Genomic DNA, 17,202 nt, shown 5'->3' with positions numbered 1-17,202 from the left:
ACGAGATGAAAAAAGTGCGAGGGAATGGGCAGATGACGCGACGCGATTGGATTTCGGTTCTGCTGCTGGTGGCGGTTCTGGGGGCGGTGGCCCTGTTCGCGCCGCAGGTGCCCTTGCTGATTTTCGCCGGGATCCTGGTGGCGGTTCTGATGCGCGGCGCGGGGGCGTGGATCGGACGGCTGACGGGCATCGGCAGCGGATGGGGTCTTCTGGCGTTTTCGGTTCTCATGCTGGCCGGGGCGGTCTGGTTCTTCACCAACGCCGCACAGGCCCTGTTTCAGCAGTTCGGCCAGCTGATCTCGCAATTGCCCGATGCCACCGAACGGCTGGAGGGGATGCTGAACGAGAATGTGTGGATGGAGCAACTGCGCCAGCGCATCGATTTCGAGAGCATGATTCCCAGCGGTATGGGGGCACTGTCCACCGTCTCCTCCACCGTGGGGATTTTCGGAAACGCCTTTCTGGTGGCGTTCATCGGCATTTATTGCGCAATCTCGCCCCGCATCTATCGCAACGGGGTGGTCAGACTGGTGGCGCCGCGCCTGCGCCCGCGCATGGCCAGCATGTTGCGCGACAGCGGCGATGCGTTGTGGTCCTGGTTGCTGGCGCAATTCGCGTCGATGGCCACCATCGGCGTGCTGACGTTTCTGGGTCTGTGGCTTCTGGATGTACCGCTGGCGCTGATCCTTGCCGTGCTGGCCGGGATCATGACCTTTGTGCCCAATATCGGCCCCGTGGTTGCGGCGGTTCCGGCGGTGCTGATCGGGCTTGGGCAGGGCATCGACACGGCGCTGTGGATCGTTGCGCTCTATGTCCTTGTGCAGTCGCTGGAAAGCTATCTGGTGACGCCGCGCCTGCAGCAGGAACTGGTGTCGTTGCCGCCCGCGCTGACCATCTCGTTCCAGTTGATGTTGGGCTATCTGTTCGGGCTGCTGGGGTTCATTCTTGCGACGCCCTTGCTGGCGGTGGTGATGACCATCGCCAACAAGCATTACATCGCGGATTATCTGGAGAAGGAGGATCAGGCCCCCTCCGTCCCCTCCACCTCATCCTCGCCCTGATCGGCGATGCGGGCGACCGAGACGACCTGCTCGCCCGCCGCGGTGTTGAACACCCGCACCCCCCCGGCCGAGCGGCTGCGGAAGCTGATCCCCTCCACCGGCACCCGGATCGATTGCCCGGTGGAGGTGGCGAGCATGATCTGATCCTCAAGATCCACCGGGAACGAGGTGACCAGCGCGCCGCCGCGCATCGCGTTGTCGATGGCGCGCACCCCCATCCCGCCACGCCCGCGCACGGGATAGGCGTGGGAGGAGCTGAGCTTGCCCGACCCGTTGGCGGTGATCGTCAGCAGGATGTCCTCGGCCCCGCGCATTTCCAGATACCGTTCCTGCGACAGGCTGCCTGCGCCGGCTTCCTCCTCGTCGGCCTCGCCTTCGTCGGCGGCACCAAGATCGGCCCGGCGCATCTTCAGGAACGCGGCCCGTTCGGCGGGGTCGGCCTCGAAATGGCGGATGACGGACATGGACACGACGCTGTCCTCCTCGCCCAGCCGGATGCCCCGCACGCCGGTGGAATCGCGGCCCTTGAACACCCGCACATCGGTGGTGGGGAAGCGGATCGCGCGCCCGCTGGCGGTGAACAGCATCACGTCATCGGCGTCGTTGGTGACGCGGACGTTCACAAGGCTGGTATTCTCCGGCAGCTTCATCGCGATCTTGCCGTTGCGCATGACATTGGTGAAATCGGACAACGCGTTGCGGCGCACATCGCCATCGCTGGTCGCGAAGACCAGTTGCAGGTTGTCCCATTCCTCCTCCGGCTCGTCGATCTTCAGAAGGGCGGCGATGGAGATGCCGGGCTGGATCGGCAGGATGTTGACGATCGCCTTGCCCCGCGCCTGACGGCTGGCCAACGGCAGGCGCCAGGTCTTCAGCTTGTAGACCATGCCGTCGGTGGTGAAGAACAGCAGTTGCGCATGGGTGTTGGCCACGAACAGCGTGGTCACCACATCGTCTTCCTTGGTCGCCATGGAGGACAGGCCCTTGCCGCCGCGCCGCTGGCTGCGGAAATCCATCAGCGGGGTGCGCTTGATATACCCGCCGGAGGTGATGGTCACGACCATGTCCTCCCGCTCGATCAGGTCCTCATCCTCCATATCGCCGGACCAGTCGATGATCTCGGTCCGGCGGGGCACGGCGAACAGGTCCCGCACCTCGCGCAATTCGTCGCCGATGATAGCCATGATCCGGTCACGGCTTCCCAGGATTTCCAAGTAATCCCGGATCTTTGCGGCCAGTTCCTGAAGTTCGTCCGTCACTTCCTTGACGCCCATGGCGGTCAGGCGCTGCAGGCGGAGTTCCAGGATCGCACGGGCCTGCGCTTCGGACAGGTTGTAGGTCCCGTCCTCATTCATCGGATGCGAGGGATCGTCGATCAGGCGGATATAGGGCGCGATATCGGCGGCGGGCCAGCGACGCGTCATCAGCTTCTCGCGCGCCTCGGCCGGATCGTTGGATCCGCGGATGGTCGCCACGACCTCGTCCACATTCGACACGGCGACGGCCAGACCGCAGAGGATATGGCTGCGTTCCCGCGCCTTGTTCAACTCGAACGCGGTGCGTCGGGCGACAACATCCTCGCGGAAGGTGATGAAATAGGACAGGAAATCGCGCAGCGTCAGCTGCTCGGGCCGGCCCCCGTTCAGGGCAAGCATGTTGCAGCCGAAGCTGGTCTGCATCGGGGTAAAGCGGAACAGCTGATTCAGCACCACCTCGGGCGTGGCGTCGCGCTTCAGTTCCACGACGACCCGAACGCCCACGCGGTCGGATTCGTCGGCCACCCCGGCGATGCCCTCGATCTTCTTTTCCCGCACCATCTCGGCGATCTTCTCGATCATCGAGGATTTGTTCACCTGATAGGGGATTTCATCGATGACGATGGCGTAGCGGTCCTTGCGCACCTCCTCCACCCGCGTCTTGGCGCGGATGATGACGCTGCCGCGCCCCTCGAGATAGGCTTTGCGCGCGCCGGACCGGCCGAGGATCAGGCCGCCCGTGGGAAAATCGGGCGCGGGAATGATCTCCATCAGCGCCTCGGTCGACATATCGGGATTGTCGATCAACGCGAGCGTGCCGTCGATCACCTCACCCAGGTTGTGGGGTGGGATGTTCGTGGCCATGCCGACGGCAATGCCGCCCGCGCCGTTGACCAGCATGTTGGGATAACGCGCGGGCAGAACCGTCGGCTCGCGGTCCTTGCCGTCATAGTTGTCCTGGAAATCGACGGTGTCCTTGTCGATATCGGCCAGCAGGAAGGCGGCGGGCTTGTCCATCCGCACTTCGGTGTAACGCATGGCGGCGGCGTTGTCGCCGTCCATCGACCCGAAGTTCCCCTGACCGTCCAGCAGTTTCAGCGACATGGAGAAGGGCTGCGCCATCCGCACCAGCGCGTCATAGATCGCGCTGTCGCCGTGGGGGTGGTATTTCCCCATCGTGTCGCCCACCGGGCGGGCCGATTTGCGATAGGCCTTGTCGTGGCTGTTCCCGGTTTCGTTCATCGCATGAAGGATGCGGCGGTGGACCGGTTTCAACCCGTCGCGCAGGTCGGGGATCGCGCGGCTGACGATCACGCTCATCGCGTAATCCAGATAGGCGGTCCGCATCTCCTCGCTGATCGATACCTGAGGTTGGCCGGGCCCGCGATTTTCGGGGGTTTCGCCTTCGGAATCAGGGAGTTCGGGGATGTCGGTCACGTCGGCGCGCTCTCTCGTCATAAGGTCGCGCGACTATAGCCCCGATGGGCCCCCGTGACAATGGCCGGGGGCCGGCGTCAGACCAGCCGGACCTGCGTGCCGATCGGGGCCAGGGCGAACAACTCCTCCACATGTTCGTTGTAAAGCCCGACGCAACCCGAGGAGGAGGGCCGGCCGATCTTGCGCGTGTCATGCGTGCCGTGAATGATATAGGCGGGCCAGCTGAGATACATCGCATGGGTACCCAGCGGGTTGTCCGGTCCCGGTCCGACATAGTCGGGCAGGCTGGGATCGCGGCGGCGCATGTCGGCCGTCGGGCGCCAGTCCGGTCCCACCCGCTTGCGCACGATCTCGGTATAGCCGCGGCGGGTCAGTTCCTCGGACATCGGGATGGAGCTGGGATAGAGGCGGTAGTCCCGCCCGTCCGCCGACCACCAGTGCAGCGCGCGCGAGGTGAAGTCGGCCACAATCGCCCCGTGCTGGCCAAGGCTGTCGAAATGGTCCTGCCACCGCTGGGTCTTGAAGCTGGAGACGTTGGCCCGGATGCTCGGATCCACCACCTGCGCGCGGACGACGGTCGGTGTGGCCAGAAGGGCCAATCCGCCCAGCATCAAGGTGCGCCGCTGTGTCATATCCATAATCCCGTTCAAACAATTTTCACAGAAACAAGCACGATCGGCAGGTTTTGACCATTCACGTCCCCTCACGCCAGTGTGAAGGGACGATGTGTCGCAGGTCAGAAGCTGCGGGTCGGGCGGTCGAACACCTTGCGCCCCATAAGCGATGCGACAAGGTCCACCATCACTTTCGCCGTCCGCCCGCGTTCGTCCAGAAACGGATTCAACTCTACCAGATCGAGCGATGTGGCAAGCCCTGCCTCGTGCAGCAGCTCCATCACCAGATGCGCCTCGCGGAAGGTGGCGCCCCCCGGAACCGTGGTGCCGACCGCCGGGGCCACCGCGGGATCCAGGAAATCCACGTCGAGCGAGACATGCAGCATCCCGTTTTCCGCCCGCACGCGATCAAGAAAGCGGCGCAAGGGCACGGCGATGCCCTGTTCGTCCAGCACGCGCATGTCGTTGATCTCGATCTCATGCTCCAGCAAGGCCGCGTGTTCCGCCGGATCGACCGAGCGGATGCCGAACAGGCAGATGTTCTGCGGCGGAAGGGGGGCGGGAAAGGGCGGAAACGCCTCGAAGCCCGCGCGCCCGGCGATATAGGCGACGGGGGTGCCGTGCAGATTGCCCGTCTGCGTCGTCATCGGGGTGTGGAAGTCGGAATGCGCGTCCAGCCACAACAGGAACAAGGGCCGCCCCACCGCGCGGGCATGGGCGGCAGCGCCCGCCACGCTGCCCAAGGCCAGCGAATGGTCGCCCCCCATGACCACGGGAAATCCGCCATCGCCCAGCGCGGCCTGCACGGCGGCCGACAGCGCCTCGGTCCAGCCCACGGTTTCATCCGGCGCATGGACGACCGGGTTGGCGATCATGGCGTTTCGCAGGGGCGGCAGGGTCACATCGCCCCGATCCTCCACCCCATGCCCCAGACCCTGAAGGGCGCGGGGCAGGCCCGCCACGCGATAGGCGGCAGGCCCCATCACGCAGCCCGCGCGCTGTTGGCCGCTGTCGACGGGCGCGCCGATCAGGATGCAATGCGACATGGAAGTATCCCTTTCCGTTTCGCCTGTGGTTATAGTGCCCTTCAATCCCACGCCCAACCGCCCTATGATCCGCGCGCCGAAGCCGGAGGAGCCACGGATGATCACGGAACTGGGCCATTTCGCCCTTGTGCTGGCCCTGATGGTGGCCGTGGCGCAGGCCACCCTGCCGATGATCGGCGCGTGGCGCGGTTGGGCGGGATGGATGGCCGTGGGCGACACCGCGGCCAAGGTCCAGCTTGTGCTGATCGGATGTTCCTTCGCCGCGCTGACCCATGCCTTCGTGACGTCGGACTTTTCGTTGAAGCTGGTGGTGGAGAATTCGCACACCGCCAAACCGATGCTTTACAAGATCTCGGGCGTATGGGGAAACCATGAGGGATCGTTGCTCCTGTGGGTGTTGATCCTCGCAATCTATGGGGCGATGGTGGCGTGGTTCGGGGGCAATCTGCCGGACCGGCTGCGCGCGCGGGTGCTGTCGGTGCAGGGGGCGATCGGGGTGGCGTTCCTGCTGTTCCTGCTTCTGACCTCCAACCCGTTCCTGCGTCTGGCCACGCCGCCCTTCAACGGGGAGGATCTCAATCCCCTGCTGCAAGACCCGGGCCTCGCCTTTCACCCGCCGTTTCTCTATCTCGGCTATGTCGGGCTCAGCATGGCGTTCTCCTTCGCGGTGGCCGCCCTGATCGAGGGACGGGTGGATGCGGCCTGGGCGCGGTGGGTGCGCCCCTGGACGTTGGCGGCCTGGCTGTTTCTGACCATCGGCATCGCGCTTGGGTCATGGTGGGCCTATTATGAACTTGGCTGGGGCGGGTTCTGGTTCTGGGATCCGGTGGAGAACGCCTCCTTCATGCCGTGGCTGATCGCGGCGGCCTTGCTGCATTCCGCCATCGTCGTGGAAAAGCGCGAGGCGTTGAAAGCCTGGACGATCCTGCTGGCGATCCTGGCCTTCGGGTTTTCGCTGATCGGGACGTTCATCGTGCGGTCGGGGGTCATCACGTCGGTCCACGCCTTCGCCTCAGACCCGGAACGGGGGGTGTTTATCCTGATAATCTTCGGCCTGTTCACCGGCGGGGCGCTGACCCTGTTCGCCGCGCGGGCCAGCGCGATGGAGGCGAAAGGCCTGTTCGCCCCCGTCAGCCGCGAAGGGGGGCTGGTGCTGAACAACCTGTTGCTGACCGTATCCTGTTTCGTGGTGTTCATCGGCACGATCTGGCCGCTGATCGCGGAAATCCTGTGGGGGCGGACGCTGTCGGTGGGTGCGCCGTTCTTCAATTCGGCCTTCACGCCGTTCATGATCGCCATCGCGGTGGCCCTGCCCGTCGGGGGCCTGATCCCGTGGAAGCGGGCCGAACTGCGACGGACCATGCGGCCGCTGCGGGGTGCGCTGGCGCTGGCGGTCGCGGTCGCGGCGTTGGTCTGGGCGGTGCAAGGCGGGCGCAGCGCGCTGGGGCCCGTGGGCTGCGCGCTGGCCGCGTGGATCATCGCGGGCGTGGTGGTGGATCTGGCGCAACGCGCAGGGCGGACGGCGCGGCTTCGGCGCTTGACGGGCCTACCGCGCGCCGATTGGGGCAAGGCCATCGCCCATGCGGGCTTCGGCGTGACGGTGTTCGGCATCTCCGCCATCCTCGCATGGCAGCAAGAGGATATCCGGGTGGTGCGCGAAGGGGAAAGCTTTGACATGGCCGCCTATACCATCACGCTGGAAGATGTGGCGGAGGTGCAGGGGCCGAACTATCTCGCCACCCGCGCGGCGATGCGCGTGATGAAGGGGGATCGGCTGATCGGGGTGCTGCATCCTGAAAAGCGGCTCTATCCCGTGGCCGGAATGCCCACGACCGAGGCGGCGATCAATTATGGCTTCACGCGCGATCTTTATCTGGTGATCGGCGATCCGCAGCAGGGCGGCGGTTATGCCGTGCGCAGCTATATCAAGCCCTTCGCCAACTGGATCTGGGCTGGCGCGGCGCTGATGGCGCTGGGCGGACTGGTCAGCCTGACCGACCGCCGTTATCGCGTGGCGGCGGGCGCACGGAGGGCGGTGGCATGAAATGGGTGCTTTTGGCGCTGATGCTGGCGACCCCGGCTTGGGCCGTGCAACCCGACGAGGTTCTGGCCGATCCGGCGTTGGAGGCGCGGGCGCGGGACATCAGCCAGAACCTGCGCTGCCCCGTTTGCCGGAACGAGAATATCGACGACAGCAACGCGACCATAGCCCGCGATCTGCGCCTGTTGGTGCGTGAACGGCTGGTGGCGGGGGATACGGATGCCCAGGCGGTCGCCTTCATCACCGACCGCTATGGCGAATACGTTCTGCTGAACCCGCCCGCGCGCGGCTCCACCCTGGTCTTGTGGGCGGCGGGTCCGGCGGCGTTGCTGCTGGGCGGGGCGGGGGCCGCGCTCTATCTGCGCCGCCGGCGCGGGGGCGCGCTTGACACCCCCCTGACCGAGGCCGAACGCGCCCGCCTGAAGGACCTGCTCTAGGCCCCGCGCGACAGGGCAGCGACGCCCGTCCGCGCGATTTCCCGCAGGCCCAGCGGCCGCATCAGATCGGCGAAGGCGTCGATCTTCTCGGCTGTTCCCGTCATCTCGAACACGAAGCTTTCCAGCGTGGAATCCACGACATTGGCGCGGAAGATCTCGGCCAGACGCAGCGCCTCGATCCGCATGTCGCCTTTGCCCGCCACCTTCAGAAGCGCCAGTTCGCGCTGAACCGTCGGCCCTTCGACCGTCAAGTCGTTCACCTGATGCACGGGGACCAGACGGCCCAGTTGCGCCTTGATCTGTTCGATCACCACCGCCGTGCCGCGCGTGACGACCGTGATGCGCGAGCGATGACCCTCATGGTCGATCTCCGCCACGGTCAGGCTTTCGATGTTGTAGCCGCGCCCCGAGAACAGGCCGATCACCCGCGCCAGAACGCCGCTTTCGTTCGACACGATCAGGGCGAGGGTGTGGCTCTCGATGATCTCTCCATTCGGGTCGCGCAGATCATAGGCGGATTGGCTGGAGGAGCCGCTTTTGATGTTCAGTGCCATGATCGTCCCCTTACACCAATGCCGCGCCGGACTTGCCGATGGCTGTGGACACCTGCGCCTCGCTCAGGATCATTTCGTTATGCGGCTTGCCCGACGGGATCATCGGCAGGCAGTTTTCGTGCTTCTCCACCAGACAGTCGAAGATCACCGGCCCTTCATAGCGGATCATCTCCATGATCGCGTCGTCCAGATCGTCGGGATTGTCGCAGCGGATGCCCTTGCAGCCGAACGCCTCGGCCAGTTTGACGAAATCGGGCAGGCTCTCGCTCCAGGAATGGCTGTAGCGTTCGCCGTGCAGCAACTCCTGCCACTGGCGCACCATGCCCAGACGTTCGTTGTTCATGATGAACTGCTTCACCGGCGCGCGGAACTGCATCGCGGTGCCCATCTCCTGCATGTTCATCAGCCACGACGCCTCACCCGCCACGTTGATGACCAGCGCCTCCGGGTAGGCGACCTGCACCCCGATCGAGGCGGGCAGGCCGTATCCCATGGTTCCCAGCCCGCCGGAGGTCATCCAGCGGTTGGGCTCCTCGAACCCCAGATATTGCGCGGCCCACATCTGATGCTGCCCGACCTCGGTCGTGATATAGCGGTCCATTCCCTTGGTCAGAGCTTCCAGACGCTCCAGCGCGTATTGCGGTTTGATCGTGGTGGCGGAGGGGGCGTAGCGCAGGCAGCGCACGGCGCGCCATTCGTCGATCTGCGCCGTCCACTTGGCGATCGCCTCACGGTTCAGCTTGCGTCCGCGTTCGGTCCACAGCTTCAGCGCGGCGGCCATCGTCGCACCCACATCGCCGACGATGCCCAGATCGACGCGGACGATCTTGTTGATCGACGACGGTTCGATATCGGCATGGACCTTGCGCGAGTTCGGCGAGAAGTCCGCGACCCGTCCGGTGATCCGGTCATCGAAGCGCGCCCCCATGCACAGCATCAGGTCGCAGCCGTGCATGGCCATGTTCGCCTCATACAGGCCGTGCATCCCCAGCATTCCCAGCCACAGCTTGCCGCTGGCAGGATAGGCGCCGAGCCCCATCAGCGTGGAGGTCACGGGAATGCCCGTCGCCTCGGCCAACTCACGCAGGGTGCGGCTGGCTTCGGGGCCGGAATTCACCACGCCGCCGCCGGTATAGAAGACGGGACGCTCCGCCGTTTCCATCCATTCGACCATCTGGGCCACGGCATCCATATCGGGCTGGGTGCGGGGCTGGTAATGCGGCACCTTGACCGCGTCGCGCGCGGTATAATCGGCCTCGGCGAACTGCACGTCCTTGGGGATGTCGATCAGCACGGGGCCGGGGCGGCCGCTGGTGGCGACGTGGAACGCCTCATGGATGGTGGCGGACAGCTTGCCGGTGTCCTTGACCAGCCAGTTGTGCTTGGTGCAGGGGCGGGTGATGCCGACGGTGTCGGCCTCTTGAAAGCCGTCGGTGCCGATCAGGAACGTGGGCACCTGACCCGACAGCACCACCAGCGGGATCGAATCCAGCAGCGCGTCGGTCAGGCCCGTGACGGCATTGGTCGCCCCAGGGCCGGAGGTCACAAGAACCACGCCCGGCTTGCCGGTGGAGCGGGCATAGCCTTCGGCCATGTGCACGGCGCCCTGTTCGTGGCGGACTAGCACGTGCCGGATCTCGTTCTGTTGGAAGATCGCGTCATAGATCGGCAGGACCGCCCCGCCGGGATAGCCGAAGATGACCTCAACCCCCTGTTCCTTCAGGGCCTCAACCACCATTTTCGCGCCGCTCATCTGCGTCATTGCCGTCTCCACCATCATCGCGCAACAAAAAAGCCCCCGAAGGTCGGGGGCGCATGGGAACCGTTATGGTCTGCCGTTACCGGCCCATGCGCCTGTCCGTTCCCGATACCACCAGAATCGCCATCTGCCCCTCCATATCTGGAGGGTGACATTAGGTTGGGAGGTAGGCAGGGTCAATGCCGGAAATGACGCAATGGCGCATTTCAGCGCATTTTTATTGCTTTCCAGTCGGTGTTTCGTTCTGATTATGATCGACCGAATGCACGAGCCGCAGATGCGGGCGCGGTGCCGGGGTGAAAGGAACCGGATCTTCGGCCACATGGCGCAGGCGGGGGGAGGCCTCCGGCCCGGCATACCCGCCGATCCGCTCTCCAATCGCCCGGATGGGGGTCAGTCGCGTGGGACCGGCGGGGATGCGGCCGTGCACTTCCAGACAGCCCAGGGCCTGATCGACGCCGTGCAAGGTGCGCAGCGGCAACAAAAGGGCACGCGCGGTCACCGAATCTGCCGCCAGAGACAGGTCCAGCGTGCCGGGCCCGTCCATCATGTCGTCCAACCGGGTCGCAAGGGCCGCGCGCTCGGTCGGAACGATCAGGGACAGGAACGGCATCCCGCGCACGTCCATCGCCATCAGGTCCGACAGCACCCCGCCGGCCACCCGAAAGCGTGTGACACCCGGTTCGATCCGTTCGATCAGAAAGATGTTCGGCAGGGCGGTGGGCAGGCTGCGGGGGTCGATCCGGTCGCGCGGTGCGACGCCATCCGCACCGCGTTGCGCCTGCCAATAGGCGTGAACCGCGGAAATGAGCGGAAAGCGGTCCATCGTCTTGTCCTCTGGCATGGGATGAAAAGGAAATCTCAGGATCATGCGGCACCTTTGCGACTGGCTTCTTGGGCATTCGACCCGCGTCGCAAGGGATTTAGCATGGATTTTAATAATTGGTTCAGAAAGATGAACAAATGGTTAAAGCGGCACGGCGCTTGACCTTGGGCCATCTTTCGCCCAGATGCCCCGCATAGAAACGGAGGGTCGACCCATGCGCCGCGGACTGCTTCTGATCCTGTCCTCGCCCTCGGGTGCGGGGAAATCCACGCTGTCCAAGCGGCTGATGGCGTGGGATCCGACCTTGCGCTTTTCCGTCTCGGCCACGACCCGCGCCCCCCGCGCGGGTGAGGTGGACGGGAAGGATTACATCTTTTGCAGCACGGAAAAATTCCAGCAGATGGTGGCCGACGGTCAGATGCTGGAACATGCCGAGGTCTTCGGCAATTTCTACGGCAGCCCGCGCGGCCCGGTGGAGGACGCGATGGCCGAGGGGCGCGACACGCTGTTCGACGTGGATTGGCAAGGCGGCCAGCAGATCCGCAATTCGCCCCTGGCACGCGATACGGTGTCGGTCTTCATCCTCCCCCCGTCGATTGCGGAGCTGGAGCGGCGCCTGCGCGGGCGGGGACAGGACAGCGACGACGTGATCGCCCATCGCATGGCCAAAAGCCGCGACGAAATCAGCCATTGGGCGGAATACGATTATGTCCTCGTGAACCACGATGTCGACCGGGCCGAACAGGATCTGCGCACCATCGTCATGGCCGAACGGCTGCGGCGCGACCGCCAGCCCGACCTGAATGCGCAGGTGCGCGACATGAACGCGGAGTTCGACCGCCGATGATCCATGCCTTGGGTGACCGTGCGCCGTCCCTTCCCGCATCGGGCGATCTGTGGATCGCCCCCGGCGCGCAGGTCGTGGGGCGCGTGACCTTGGCGGACGGGGTGGGCATCTGGTTCGGGGCCGTCCTGCGGGGCGACAACGACGACATACGGATCGACGCCGGCACGAACATCCAGGACAATTGTGTTCTGCACACCGATCTGGGGTTTCCGCTGCATGTCGGGGCGGGATGCACCGTCGGACATCGTGCGATCCTGCACGGTTGCACCATCGGGGACGGCACGCTGGTGGGGATGGGGGCGGTCGTGATGAACGGCGCGCGCATCGGGCGGGAATGTCTGATCGGCGCGAACGCCCTGGTCACCGAAGGCAAGGAGATCCCCGACGGCTCATTGGTGATGGGAAGCCCGGCGCGGGTCGTTCGCCCCCTGACCGATGCCGAACGGGCGGGACTTGGCCGCAGCGCCCAGGCGTATGTTGCGAACATGGTGCGGTTTCGCGACGGCTTGCGCCCCCTCTGACCGTCAGGAGACGAGGATCTCGATCTCCAGCTTGGGCGCGGTTTCCTGCAGTTCGGCCTTCAGAATGTCGGACGGGGGCATGTCGGCGGAAACGACCACGCCCACCGTGCCCCGCCAGCCTGTGCGCCGGATGCGATGCAAAAGTTCGGTCGCGTCGAAGTCCGGGCTGATCAGATTGCAGATGACCCAATCGGGCATCACCCGGGACAAGAGCTGCGCATTCAGGTCCGCGAACCGCGCGATGACCACCGAAGGGCGGTGCTGCATCTTGTTGATGACCCGCAGCGCCTGGGGGGCATCGATCAAAAGCCAGGTGGCCTGTCCCATATTTGGATGGGAACTGGTGCCATGGACCAGCGATCTCATACAACACTCAGACGGCTGTCCGCTATCGCGCGCACGGCCGCACCTTTACAAGGGTAAATTTTGGACCAAACATGTTTTTTCCATCAATGTCAAAAATATGTCAGACTCCGTGATGTAAGGCAGTTTGACCCTGTCGGGCGGCGCGGGCAAGTCCCTAACCGACAGGCAATAAAATTAATGACGAACGGACGGATCGGAATGAACCTGTGACCCGGGTGGAGTTGGACGCCATGTTGGCCGAGATGGTGGAGGGGTTGCCGCTGCCCACGGTCCTGATTTCCGCTGACGAGCGGATCTTGATGGCGAACCCGCCGGGGCGTGCGCTGTTCGGCGACGGGGCGATAGGGCGGCATTACGTGCTGTTCATGCGTCAGCCCGGTCTGCTGGACGCGATCGAGGGCACGCGGACCCACCGCCACGTGACCCGCGCGCGCTATATCCTCAGCGGCGCGGCCGGAGAGACGGTCTTTCGCGTGACCGTGGCCCCCGCGCCGGGCGGGGCCGTGATGTGTTCCTTCGAAGACATCAGCGAAATGGAGAAGGCGGGCCTGATGCGGCGGGACTTCGTGGCCAATGTCAGCCATGAATTGCGCACCCCGCTCACCTCGCTTCTGGGTTTCATCGAGACGTTGCAGGGCGCGGCCAAGGAGGATCCCGCCGCGCGCACGCGCTTTTTGTCCATCATGGCCCGCGAGGCCGAACGGATGAACCGACTGGTCAGCGATCTTCTCTCCCTCAGCCGGGTGGAGAGCGAGGAGCGTGTGCGTCCGACCACCCCGTCCGACATCGTGTCGCTTGTCGCGTCGGCCGTCACGGCCCTGCGGCCCACGGCGATCAGCGCGGGGGCCGAGATCGTGGTGACGGGGGCGCGCGATCCGGTCATGGTGCCGGCAGACCCGGACCAGATGACGCAGGTGTTCCAGAACCTGATCGAGAACGCGATAAAATACGGGGCCTCGGGGGGGACGATCACGGTGGATGTGAAAAAGGACGACACCGATACGCAGCGGCTTGGCCCGACGGTCCTGATCAGCGTCAGCGACAAGGGCGACGGGATCGACCCGATCCATATCCCGCGTCTGACCGAACGGTTCTACCGCGTCGACAACCACCGCTCGCGCGAGATGGGGGGGACGGGGCTGGGGCTGGCCATCGTCAAGCACATCGTGAACCGCCATCGCGGACGGTTCCGCATCACCAGCCGCAAGGGCGAAGGCAGCACGTTCACCATCATCCTGCCCCAGACCTGAATGGCCACCCCCCTAAAGCCGGGCGATGCGTTCGGTCAGCAGGGCGAACAGCCCCGTGGCATCGACGTTGGACATGAACAGGGCGTTGGGCGGGCGGTTCGTCAGCCCCCACAGGTCCACGACGGTCATGCCGCGCGTCAGGAGGCTGTCCACCTCCACCGCGACGTTCAGGTGGTGGCCCGTGAACAGATAGGGGCGCAGCATGTAGGCAATGACGCAAGGGCTGTGCAGCGGCATCCCGTCGGCGCCGAACGTCTCACTGTAGACACGCTCCATGAGATTCGCCCAAGCGGCGACGGCGTTGCCCACCTCGGTCCCGATGGCGCGGAACATGGCCAGCCGCTGCGGGGTCACGACCACCTTGTGCGTAACGTCCAGCGGCATGATCACACAAGGAATGCCGGAGTTGAGCACCGCCTGCGCCGCGTCGGGATCGACGAACATGTTGCATTCAGCAACGGGGCTGATGTTGCCCATTTCGAAATGGCTGCCGCCGGTCAGCACGATCTCGCGGATGCGGGGCACGATGTCGGGGGCCTGGGCGATGGCGGTGGCGATGTTGGTCAGCGGCCCGAAGCAGCACAATGCGACGGTGCGGTCGGCGCAATGGCGCAAGGTGGAGATGATGAAGTCGACCGCTCCCTCCTCCTCAAGCTGGACGCTGGGATTGCAGGAGTCGAAACCGTCCAGGGTCTGGTCCGGCACCGCAACCTCCACCCCTTGCGGAATGGGCCGAAGGGGGCCCGCGGCGCCGGCAAAGATCGGGACATCGCGAACGCCCGACAGTTCCACGATTCGGCGGGCGTTGTGGGACGCCACCGGCAGCGGAATCAGCCCGCCGACAATCGTGATGCCAAGGATGGCGACGTCATCCGGGCTGGAAAGGGCCATCATCAAAGCGATCGCATCCGTCTGGCTGGGATTGGCATCTATGATGATTTTTCGCGGCATTCGTCCTCAGTTCGGCTTACCGGCCATACCCCCGCTGCAGAAAGCGATTTGATCGCCAAAGCCGCGGAATGTCTATGCGGTATATTTAAAGGAGGGTTGTTTTAGCATTAATTTCCCGACTGCCAACTATTCCTGCAATTTCGCCTCGTTCCAAAGCGCGTCCATTTCGGCCAGATCACTGTCCTGCGGCCTGCGCCCGTTCGCCTTCAGCGTGTGTTCGATGTATGAAAATCGTCTGATGAATTTTTCGTTCGCGGCGCGCAGAGCGGCTTCGGGATCAATTCGAAGGTGGCGGGCGAGATTGGCCATGACGAACATCAGATCGCCGAATTCCTCGGTCATGTCGTCGTGATTATCGCGGGCGCGCGCCTCGTCCAATTCATCCATCTCTTCGCGCATCTTTTCCAGGACCTGATCGGTGGAGGGCCAGTCGAAGCCGACCCGTGCCGCGCGGGCCTGCAGTTTCACCGCGCGGGTCAGCGCGGGAAGGGCCAAGGCCACGTCGTCCAGGATGCCGGTCTGATCGCGCGCGGCGCGCTCGTGTTCCTTCAGCCTGTCCCAATCGGCGCGCTGGGCCTCGGCGTCGCGGGGGGCGGCGTCGGCAAAGACATGGGGATGGCGGGCAATCATCTTGTCGCCGATGGCCGCCGCCACATCCGCGAAATCGAAACGCCCCTGTTCCTCCGCGATGCGGGCGTGGAACACCGTCTGAAGCAGAAGATCCCCCAATTCGCCCGGCAAACCGCCCCAATCGTGCCGCGCGATGGCGTCCGCCACCTCATACGCCTCCTCGATCGTATAGGGGGCGATGGTGTCGAAGGTCTGTTCCACATCCCAGGGGCAGCCGCCCACGGGGTCGCGCAGGCGGGCCATGATGTCCAGGAGACGGCGGATTTCGGTTTCGGCACGCATTGCACAACCCCTCGTTTTGCGATGAAACAGGGATAAAGCGTTCGCGTCACAGGAGTCCACCATGCCCATCCCGAACAGCATTGCCGCCTATGCCCCGGACATGAAGGCGTGGCGCCATCATCTTCATGCGCATCCCGAACTGTCCTATGACTGCCATCAGACGGCCGCCTTCGTTGCCGCGCGCCTGAAGGACTTCGGCGTTGACGAAGTGCATGAGGGCATCGCCCAAAGCGGGATCGTGGCCATCGTGAACGGCCGGGGGGAGGGGCCGACCATCGGCCTTCGTGCCGACATGGACGCCCTGCCGATCACCGAGGCCACCGGGGTTGCCCACGCCTCCACCGTGCCGGGCAAGATGCACGCCTGCGGTCATGACGGGCATGTCACGATGCTTCTGGGGGCGGCGCGCTATCTGGCGGAGACGCGCAACTTCGCCGGACGCGTCGCGCTGATCTTCCAGCCGGCCGAAGAAGGTGACGGCGGCGCGAAGGCGATGATCGACGAAGGGATCATGGACCGTTTCGCGATCTCTCAGGTATACGGCATCCATAACTGGCCGAACGCGCCGTTGAACCGGATCATGACCAATCCCGGCCCGATCATGGCTTCGGTGGATACGGCCACGGTCACCCTGCGCGGGCGTGGTGGTCACGGGGCGATGCCGCACACCACGATTGATCCGGTGGCGGCGATGGTCAGCCTGGTGCAGGCGCTGCAGACGATCGTCAGCCGCAACGCCTCGGCGCTGGATCAGCTTGTGGTGTCGGTCACGCAGATCCACACCGGCACCGCATCGAACGTGATCCCCGAAAGCGCCTGGATGACCGCGACCATCCGCGCCTTCACGCCCGAGGTGCGCAAGCTGGCCGAGGACCGGTTCCGCGCCATCGTCGCAGGCCAAGCCGCATCGTTTGGGGTGGAGTTCGACCTGGACTACGATCTGGGCTATCCCCCCACCGTCAACACCCCGGACGAAGCGGCGTTCGCCGCGGGCGTGGCGGGCGAGTTGACGGAGGTGGACGCCGACGTCGCGCGCGAAATGGGGGCCGAGGATTTCTCCTACATGCTTCAGGCGCGACCGGGGGCGTATCTGTTTCTTGGCACGGGGCCGGGGGCGGGGCTGCACACGGCGCAGTTCGACTTCAACGATGATGTGGCGCCGCTGGGGGCGGCGTTCTTCGCGCGGCTGGTCGAACGGGCGCAGCCTTTGGCCGCGGCGGCGAAATGACGCCGTTGTGATTTCTTCATTCGACTTCGGACCCGCTTTCACCTATGTGACGCGCAGTATGTGGCACACTGTCACAATGATCTGAGGAGACGGCCC

General features: G+C 64.9%; 16 protein-coding genes. 7 read left to right on the top strand and 9 right to left on the bottom strand.

Features of this window, described 5'->3' with window-relative positions:
• Window positions 1-32: 32 nt before the first annotated feature.
• Window positions 33-1,061 (top strand): AI-2E family transporter, encoded by a 1,029-nt coding sequence (locus MU449_RS07745; protein WP_244737450.1) that lies wholly within the window; start codon window positions 33-35, stop codon window positions 1,059-1,061.
• On the opposite strand, the gene gyrA is transcribed toward MU449_RS07745, so the two are convergent.
• The 3 genes from gyrA to rocF all read right to left on the bottom strand — a co-directional run bounded on the left by gyrA (window position 1,022) and on the right by rocF (window position 5,414).
• Complete coding sequence (gene gyrA, locus MU449_RS07740; protein WP_244737449.1) at window positions 1,022-3,754, bottom strand: DNA gyrase subunit A; 2,733 nt, start codon at window positions 3,752-3,754, stop codon at window positions 1,022-1,024. The two genes, MU449_RS07745 and gyrA, sit on opposite strands and share 40 nt — an antisense overlap.
• 77 nt (window positions 3,755-3,831) lie before the next feature.
• Window positions 3,832-4,386: a L,D-transpeptidase gene (locus MU449_RS07735; RefSeq protein ID WP_244737448.1), complete on the bottom strand. Its 555-nt coding sequence runs from the start codon at window positions 4,384-4,386 to the stop codon at window positions 3,832-3,834.
• Between the two features lie 104 nt (window positions 4,387-4,490).
• The gene (rocF, locus tag MU449_RS07730) at window positions 4,491-5,414 is read right to left on the bottom strand and encodes an arginase (RefSeq protein WP_244737447.1); all 924 of its coding nucleotides are present in this window, start codon (window positions 5,412-5,414) and stop codon (window positions 4,491-4,493) included.
• 97 nt (window positions 5,415-5,511) lie between these two features.
• Between rocF and MU449_RS07725 the strand changes: the two genes are divergently transcribed.
• Entirely contained in the window at window positions 5,512-7,458 is a 1,947-nt protein-coding gene (locus MU449_RS07725) for a heme lyase CcmF/NrfE family subunit (protein ID WP_244737446.1), read from the top strand.
• Window positions 7,455-7,892 carry a cytochrome c-type biogenesis protein gene (locus MU449_RS07720; protein ID WP_244737445.1) on the top strand — a complete coding sequence of 146 codons (438 nt, stop codon included), beginning with the start codon at window positions 7,455-7,457 and terminating at the stop codon, window positions 7,890-7,892. The genes MU449_RS07725 and MU449_RS07720 overlap by 4 nt, the downstream gene beginning before the upstream one ends.
• Here MU449_RS07720 and ilvN read toward each other — a convergent pair.
• From ilvN to MU449_RS07705, 3 genes are all read right to left on the bottom strand, one after another.
• A complete protein-coding gene (gene ilvN / locus MU449_RS07715; RefSeq protein WP_244739005.1) occupies window positions 7,889-8,449 on the bottom strand; it encodes an acetolactate synthase small subunit in 561 nt (186 codons plus the stop codon). The two genes, MU449_RS07720 and ilvN, sit on opposite strands and share 4 nt — an antisense overlap.
• Before the next feature lie 7 nt (window positions 8,450-8,456).
• Window positions 8,457-10,208: an acetolactate synthase 3 large subunit gene (locus tag MU449_RS07710; protein ID WP_244737444.1), complete on the bottom strand. Its 1,752-nt coding sequence runs from the start codon at window positions 10,206-10,208 to the stop codon at window positions 8,457-8,459.
• Between the two features lie 214 nt (window positions 10,209-10,422).
• The gene (locus MU449_RS07705; RefSeq protein WP_244737443.1) at window positions 10,423-11,031 is read right to left on the bottom strand and encodes a PAS domain-containing protein; all 609 of its coding nucleotides are present in this window, start codon (window positions 11,029-11,031) and stop codon (window positions 10,423-10,425) included.
• Window positions 11,032-11,245: 214 nt separating this feature from the next.
• On the opposite strand from MU449_RS07705, the gene gmk reads away from it, so the two are divergent.
• Window positions 11,246-11,878: a guanylate kinase gene (gene gmk, locus MU449_RS07700; RefSeq protein ID WP_244737442.1), complete on the top strand. Its 633-nt coding sequence runs from the start codon at window positions 11,246-11,248 to the stop codon at window positions 11,876-11,878.
• Entirely contained in the window at window positions 11,875-12,399 is a 525-nt protein-coding gene (locus MU449_RS07695) for a gamma carbonic anhydrase family protein (protein WP_244737441.1), read from the top strand. Before gmk ends, MU449_RS07695 begins: the two co-directional genes overlap by 4 nt.
• Before the next feature lie 3 nt (window positions 12,400-12,402).
• On the opposite strand, the gene MU449_RS07690 is transcribed toward MU449_RS07695, so the two are convergent.
• Complete coding sequence (locus MU449_RS07690; RefSeq protein WP_244737440.1) at window positions 12,403-12,765, bottom strand: hypothetical protein; 363 nt, start codon at window positions 12,763-12,765, stop codon at window positions 12,403-12,405.
• A 230-nt stretch (window positions 12,766-12,995) separates the two neighbouring features.
• On the opposite strand from MU449_RS07690, the gene MU449_RS07685 reads away from it, so the two are divergent.
• Window positions 12,996-14,015: a sensor histidine kinase gene (locus tag MU449_RS07685; protein WP_425310592.1), complete on the top strand. Its 1,020-nt coding sequence runs from the start codon at window positions 12,996-12,998 to the stop codon at window positions 14,013-14,015.
• A 12-nt stretch (window positions 14,016-14,027) separates the two neighbouring features.
• On the opposite strand, the gene MU449_RS07680 is transcribed toward MU449_RS07685, so the two are convergent.
• Entirely contained in the window at window positions 14,028-14,966 is a 939-nt protein-coding gene (locus MU449_RS07680; protein ID WP_244737439.1) for a nucleoside hydrolase, read from the bottom strand.
• A 126-nt stretch (window positions 14,967-15,092) separates the two neighbouring features.
• Window positions 15,093-15,878: a nucleoside triphosphate pyrophosphohydrolase gene (gene mazG, locus MU449_RS07675; RefSeq protein WP_244737438.1), complete on the bottom strand. Its 786-nt coding sequence runs from the start codon at window positions 15,876-15,878 to the stop codon at window positions 15,093-15,095.
• 61 nt (window positions 15,879-15,939) lie between these two features.
• On the opposite strand from mazG, the gene MU449_RS07670 reads away from it, so the two are divergent.
• Window positions 15,940-17,106, top strand: a complete 1,167-nt coding sequence (locus MU449_RS07670; RefSeq protein WP_244737437.1) for a M20 aminoacylase family protein — start codon at window positions 15,940-15,942, stop codon at window positions 17,104-17,106.
• Window positions 17,107-17,202: the final 96 nt, after the last annotated feature.

The organism is Falsirhodobacter halotolerans (assembly GCF_022899245.1).
Taxonomy (GTDB): Bacteria; Pseudomonadota; Alphaproteobacteria; order Rhodobacterales; family Rhodobacteraceae; genus Falsirhodobacter; species Falsirhodobacter halotolerans.
Note: the sequence above shows the minus strand (reverse complement) of the source record. Positions and strands in the feature narration are given on the sequence as shown.

Bases quoted from the DNA above. Each gene is read 5' to 3' on its own strand.
- gmk (WP_244737442.1), top strand. From the start codon at position 11,246: ATGCGCCGCGGACTGCTTCTGATCCTGTCCTCGCCCTCGGGTGCGGGG.
- MU449_RS07720 (WP_244737445.1), top strand. From the start codon at position 7,455: ATGAAATGGGTGCTTTTGGCGCTGATGCTGGCGACCCCGGCTTGGGCC.
- MU449_RS07745 (WP_244737450.1), top strand. From the start codon at position 33: ATGACGCGACGCGATTGGATTTCGGTTCTGCTGCTGGTGGCGGTTCTG.
- mazG (WP_244737438.1), bottom strand. From the start codon at position 15,878: ATGCGTGCCGAAACCGAAATCCGCCGTCTCCTGGACATCATGGCCCGC.
- MU449_RS07710 (WP_244737444.1), bottom strand. From the start codon at position 10,208: ATGACGCAGATGAGCGGCGCGAAAATGGTGGTTGAGGCCCTGAAGGAA.
- MU449_RS07670 (WP_244737437.1), top strand. From the start codon at position 15,940: ATGCCCATCCCGAACAGCATTGCCGCCTATGCCCCGGACATGAAGGCG.
- rocF (WP_244737447.1), bottom strand. From the start codon at position 5,414: ATGTCGCATTGCATCCTGATCGGCGCGCCCGTCGACAGCGGCCAACAG.
- MU449_RS07705 (WP_244737443.1), bottom strand. From the start codon at position 11,031: ATGGACCGCTTTCCGCTCATTTCCGCGGTTCACGCCTATTGGCAGGCG.
- MU449_RS07725 (WP_244737446.1), top strand. From the start codon at position 5,512: ATGATCACGGAACTGGGCCATTTCGCCCTTGTGCTGGCCCTGATGGTG.
- MU449_RS07695 (WP_244737441.1), top strand. From the start codon at position 11,875: ATGATCCATGCCTTGGGTGACCGTGCGCCGTCCCTTCCCGCATCGGGC.
- MU449_RS07690 (WP_244737440.1), bottom strand. From the start codon at position 12,765: ATGAGATCGCTGGTCCATGGCACCAGTTCCCATCCAAATATGGGACAG.
- MU449_RS07735 (WP_244737448.1), bottom strand. From the start codon at position 4,386: ATGACACAGCGGCGCACCTTGATGCTGGGCGGATTGGCCCTTCTGGCC.
- MU449_RS07685 (WP_425310592.1), top strand. From the start codon at position 12,996: ATGTTGGCCGAGATGGTGGAGGGGTTGCCGCTGCCCACGGTCCTGATT.
- MU449_RS07680 (WP_244737439.1), bottom strand. From the start codon at position 14,966: ATGCCGCGAAAAATCATCATAGATGCCAATCCCAGCCAGACGGATGCG.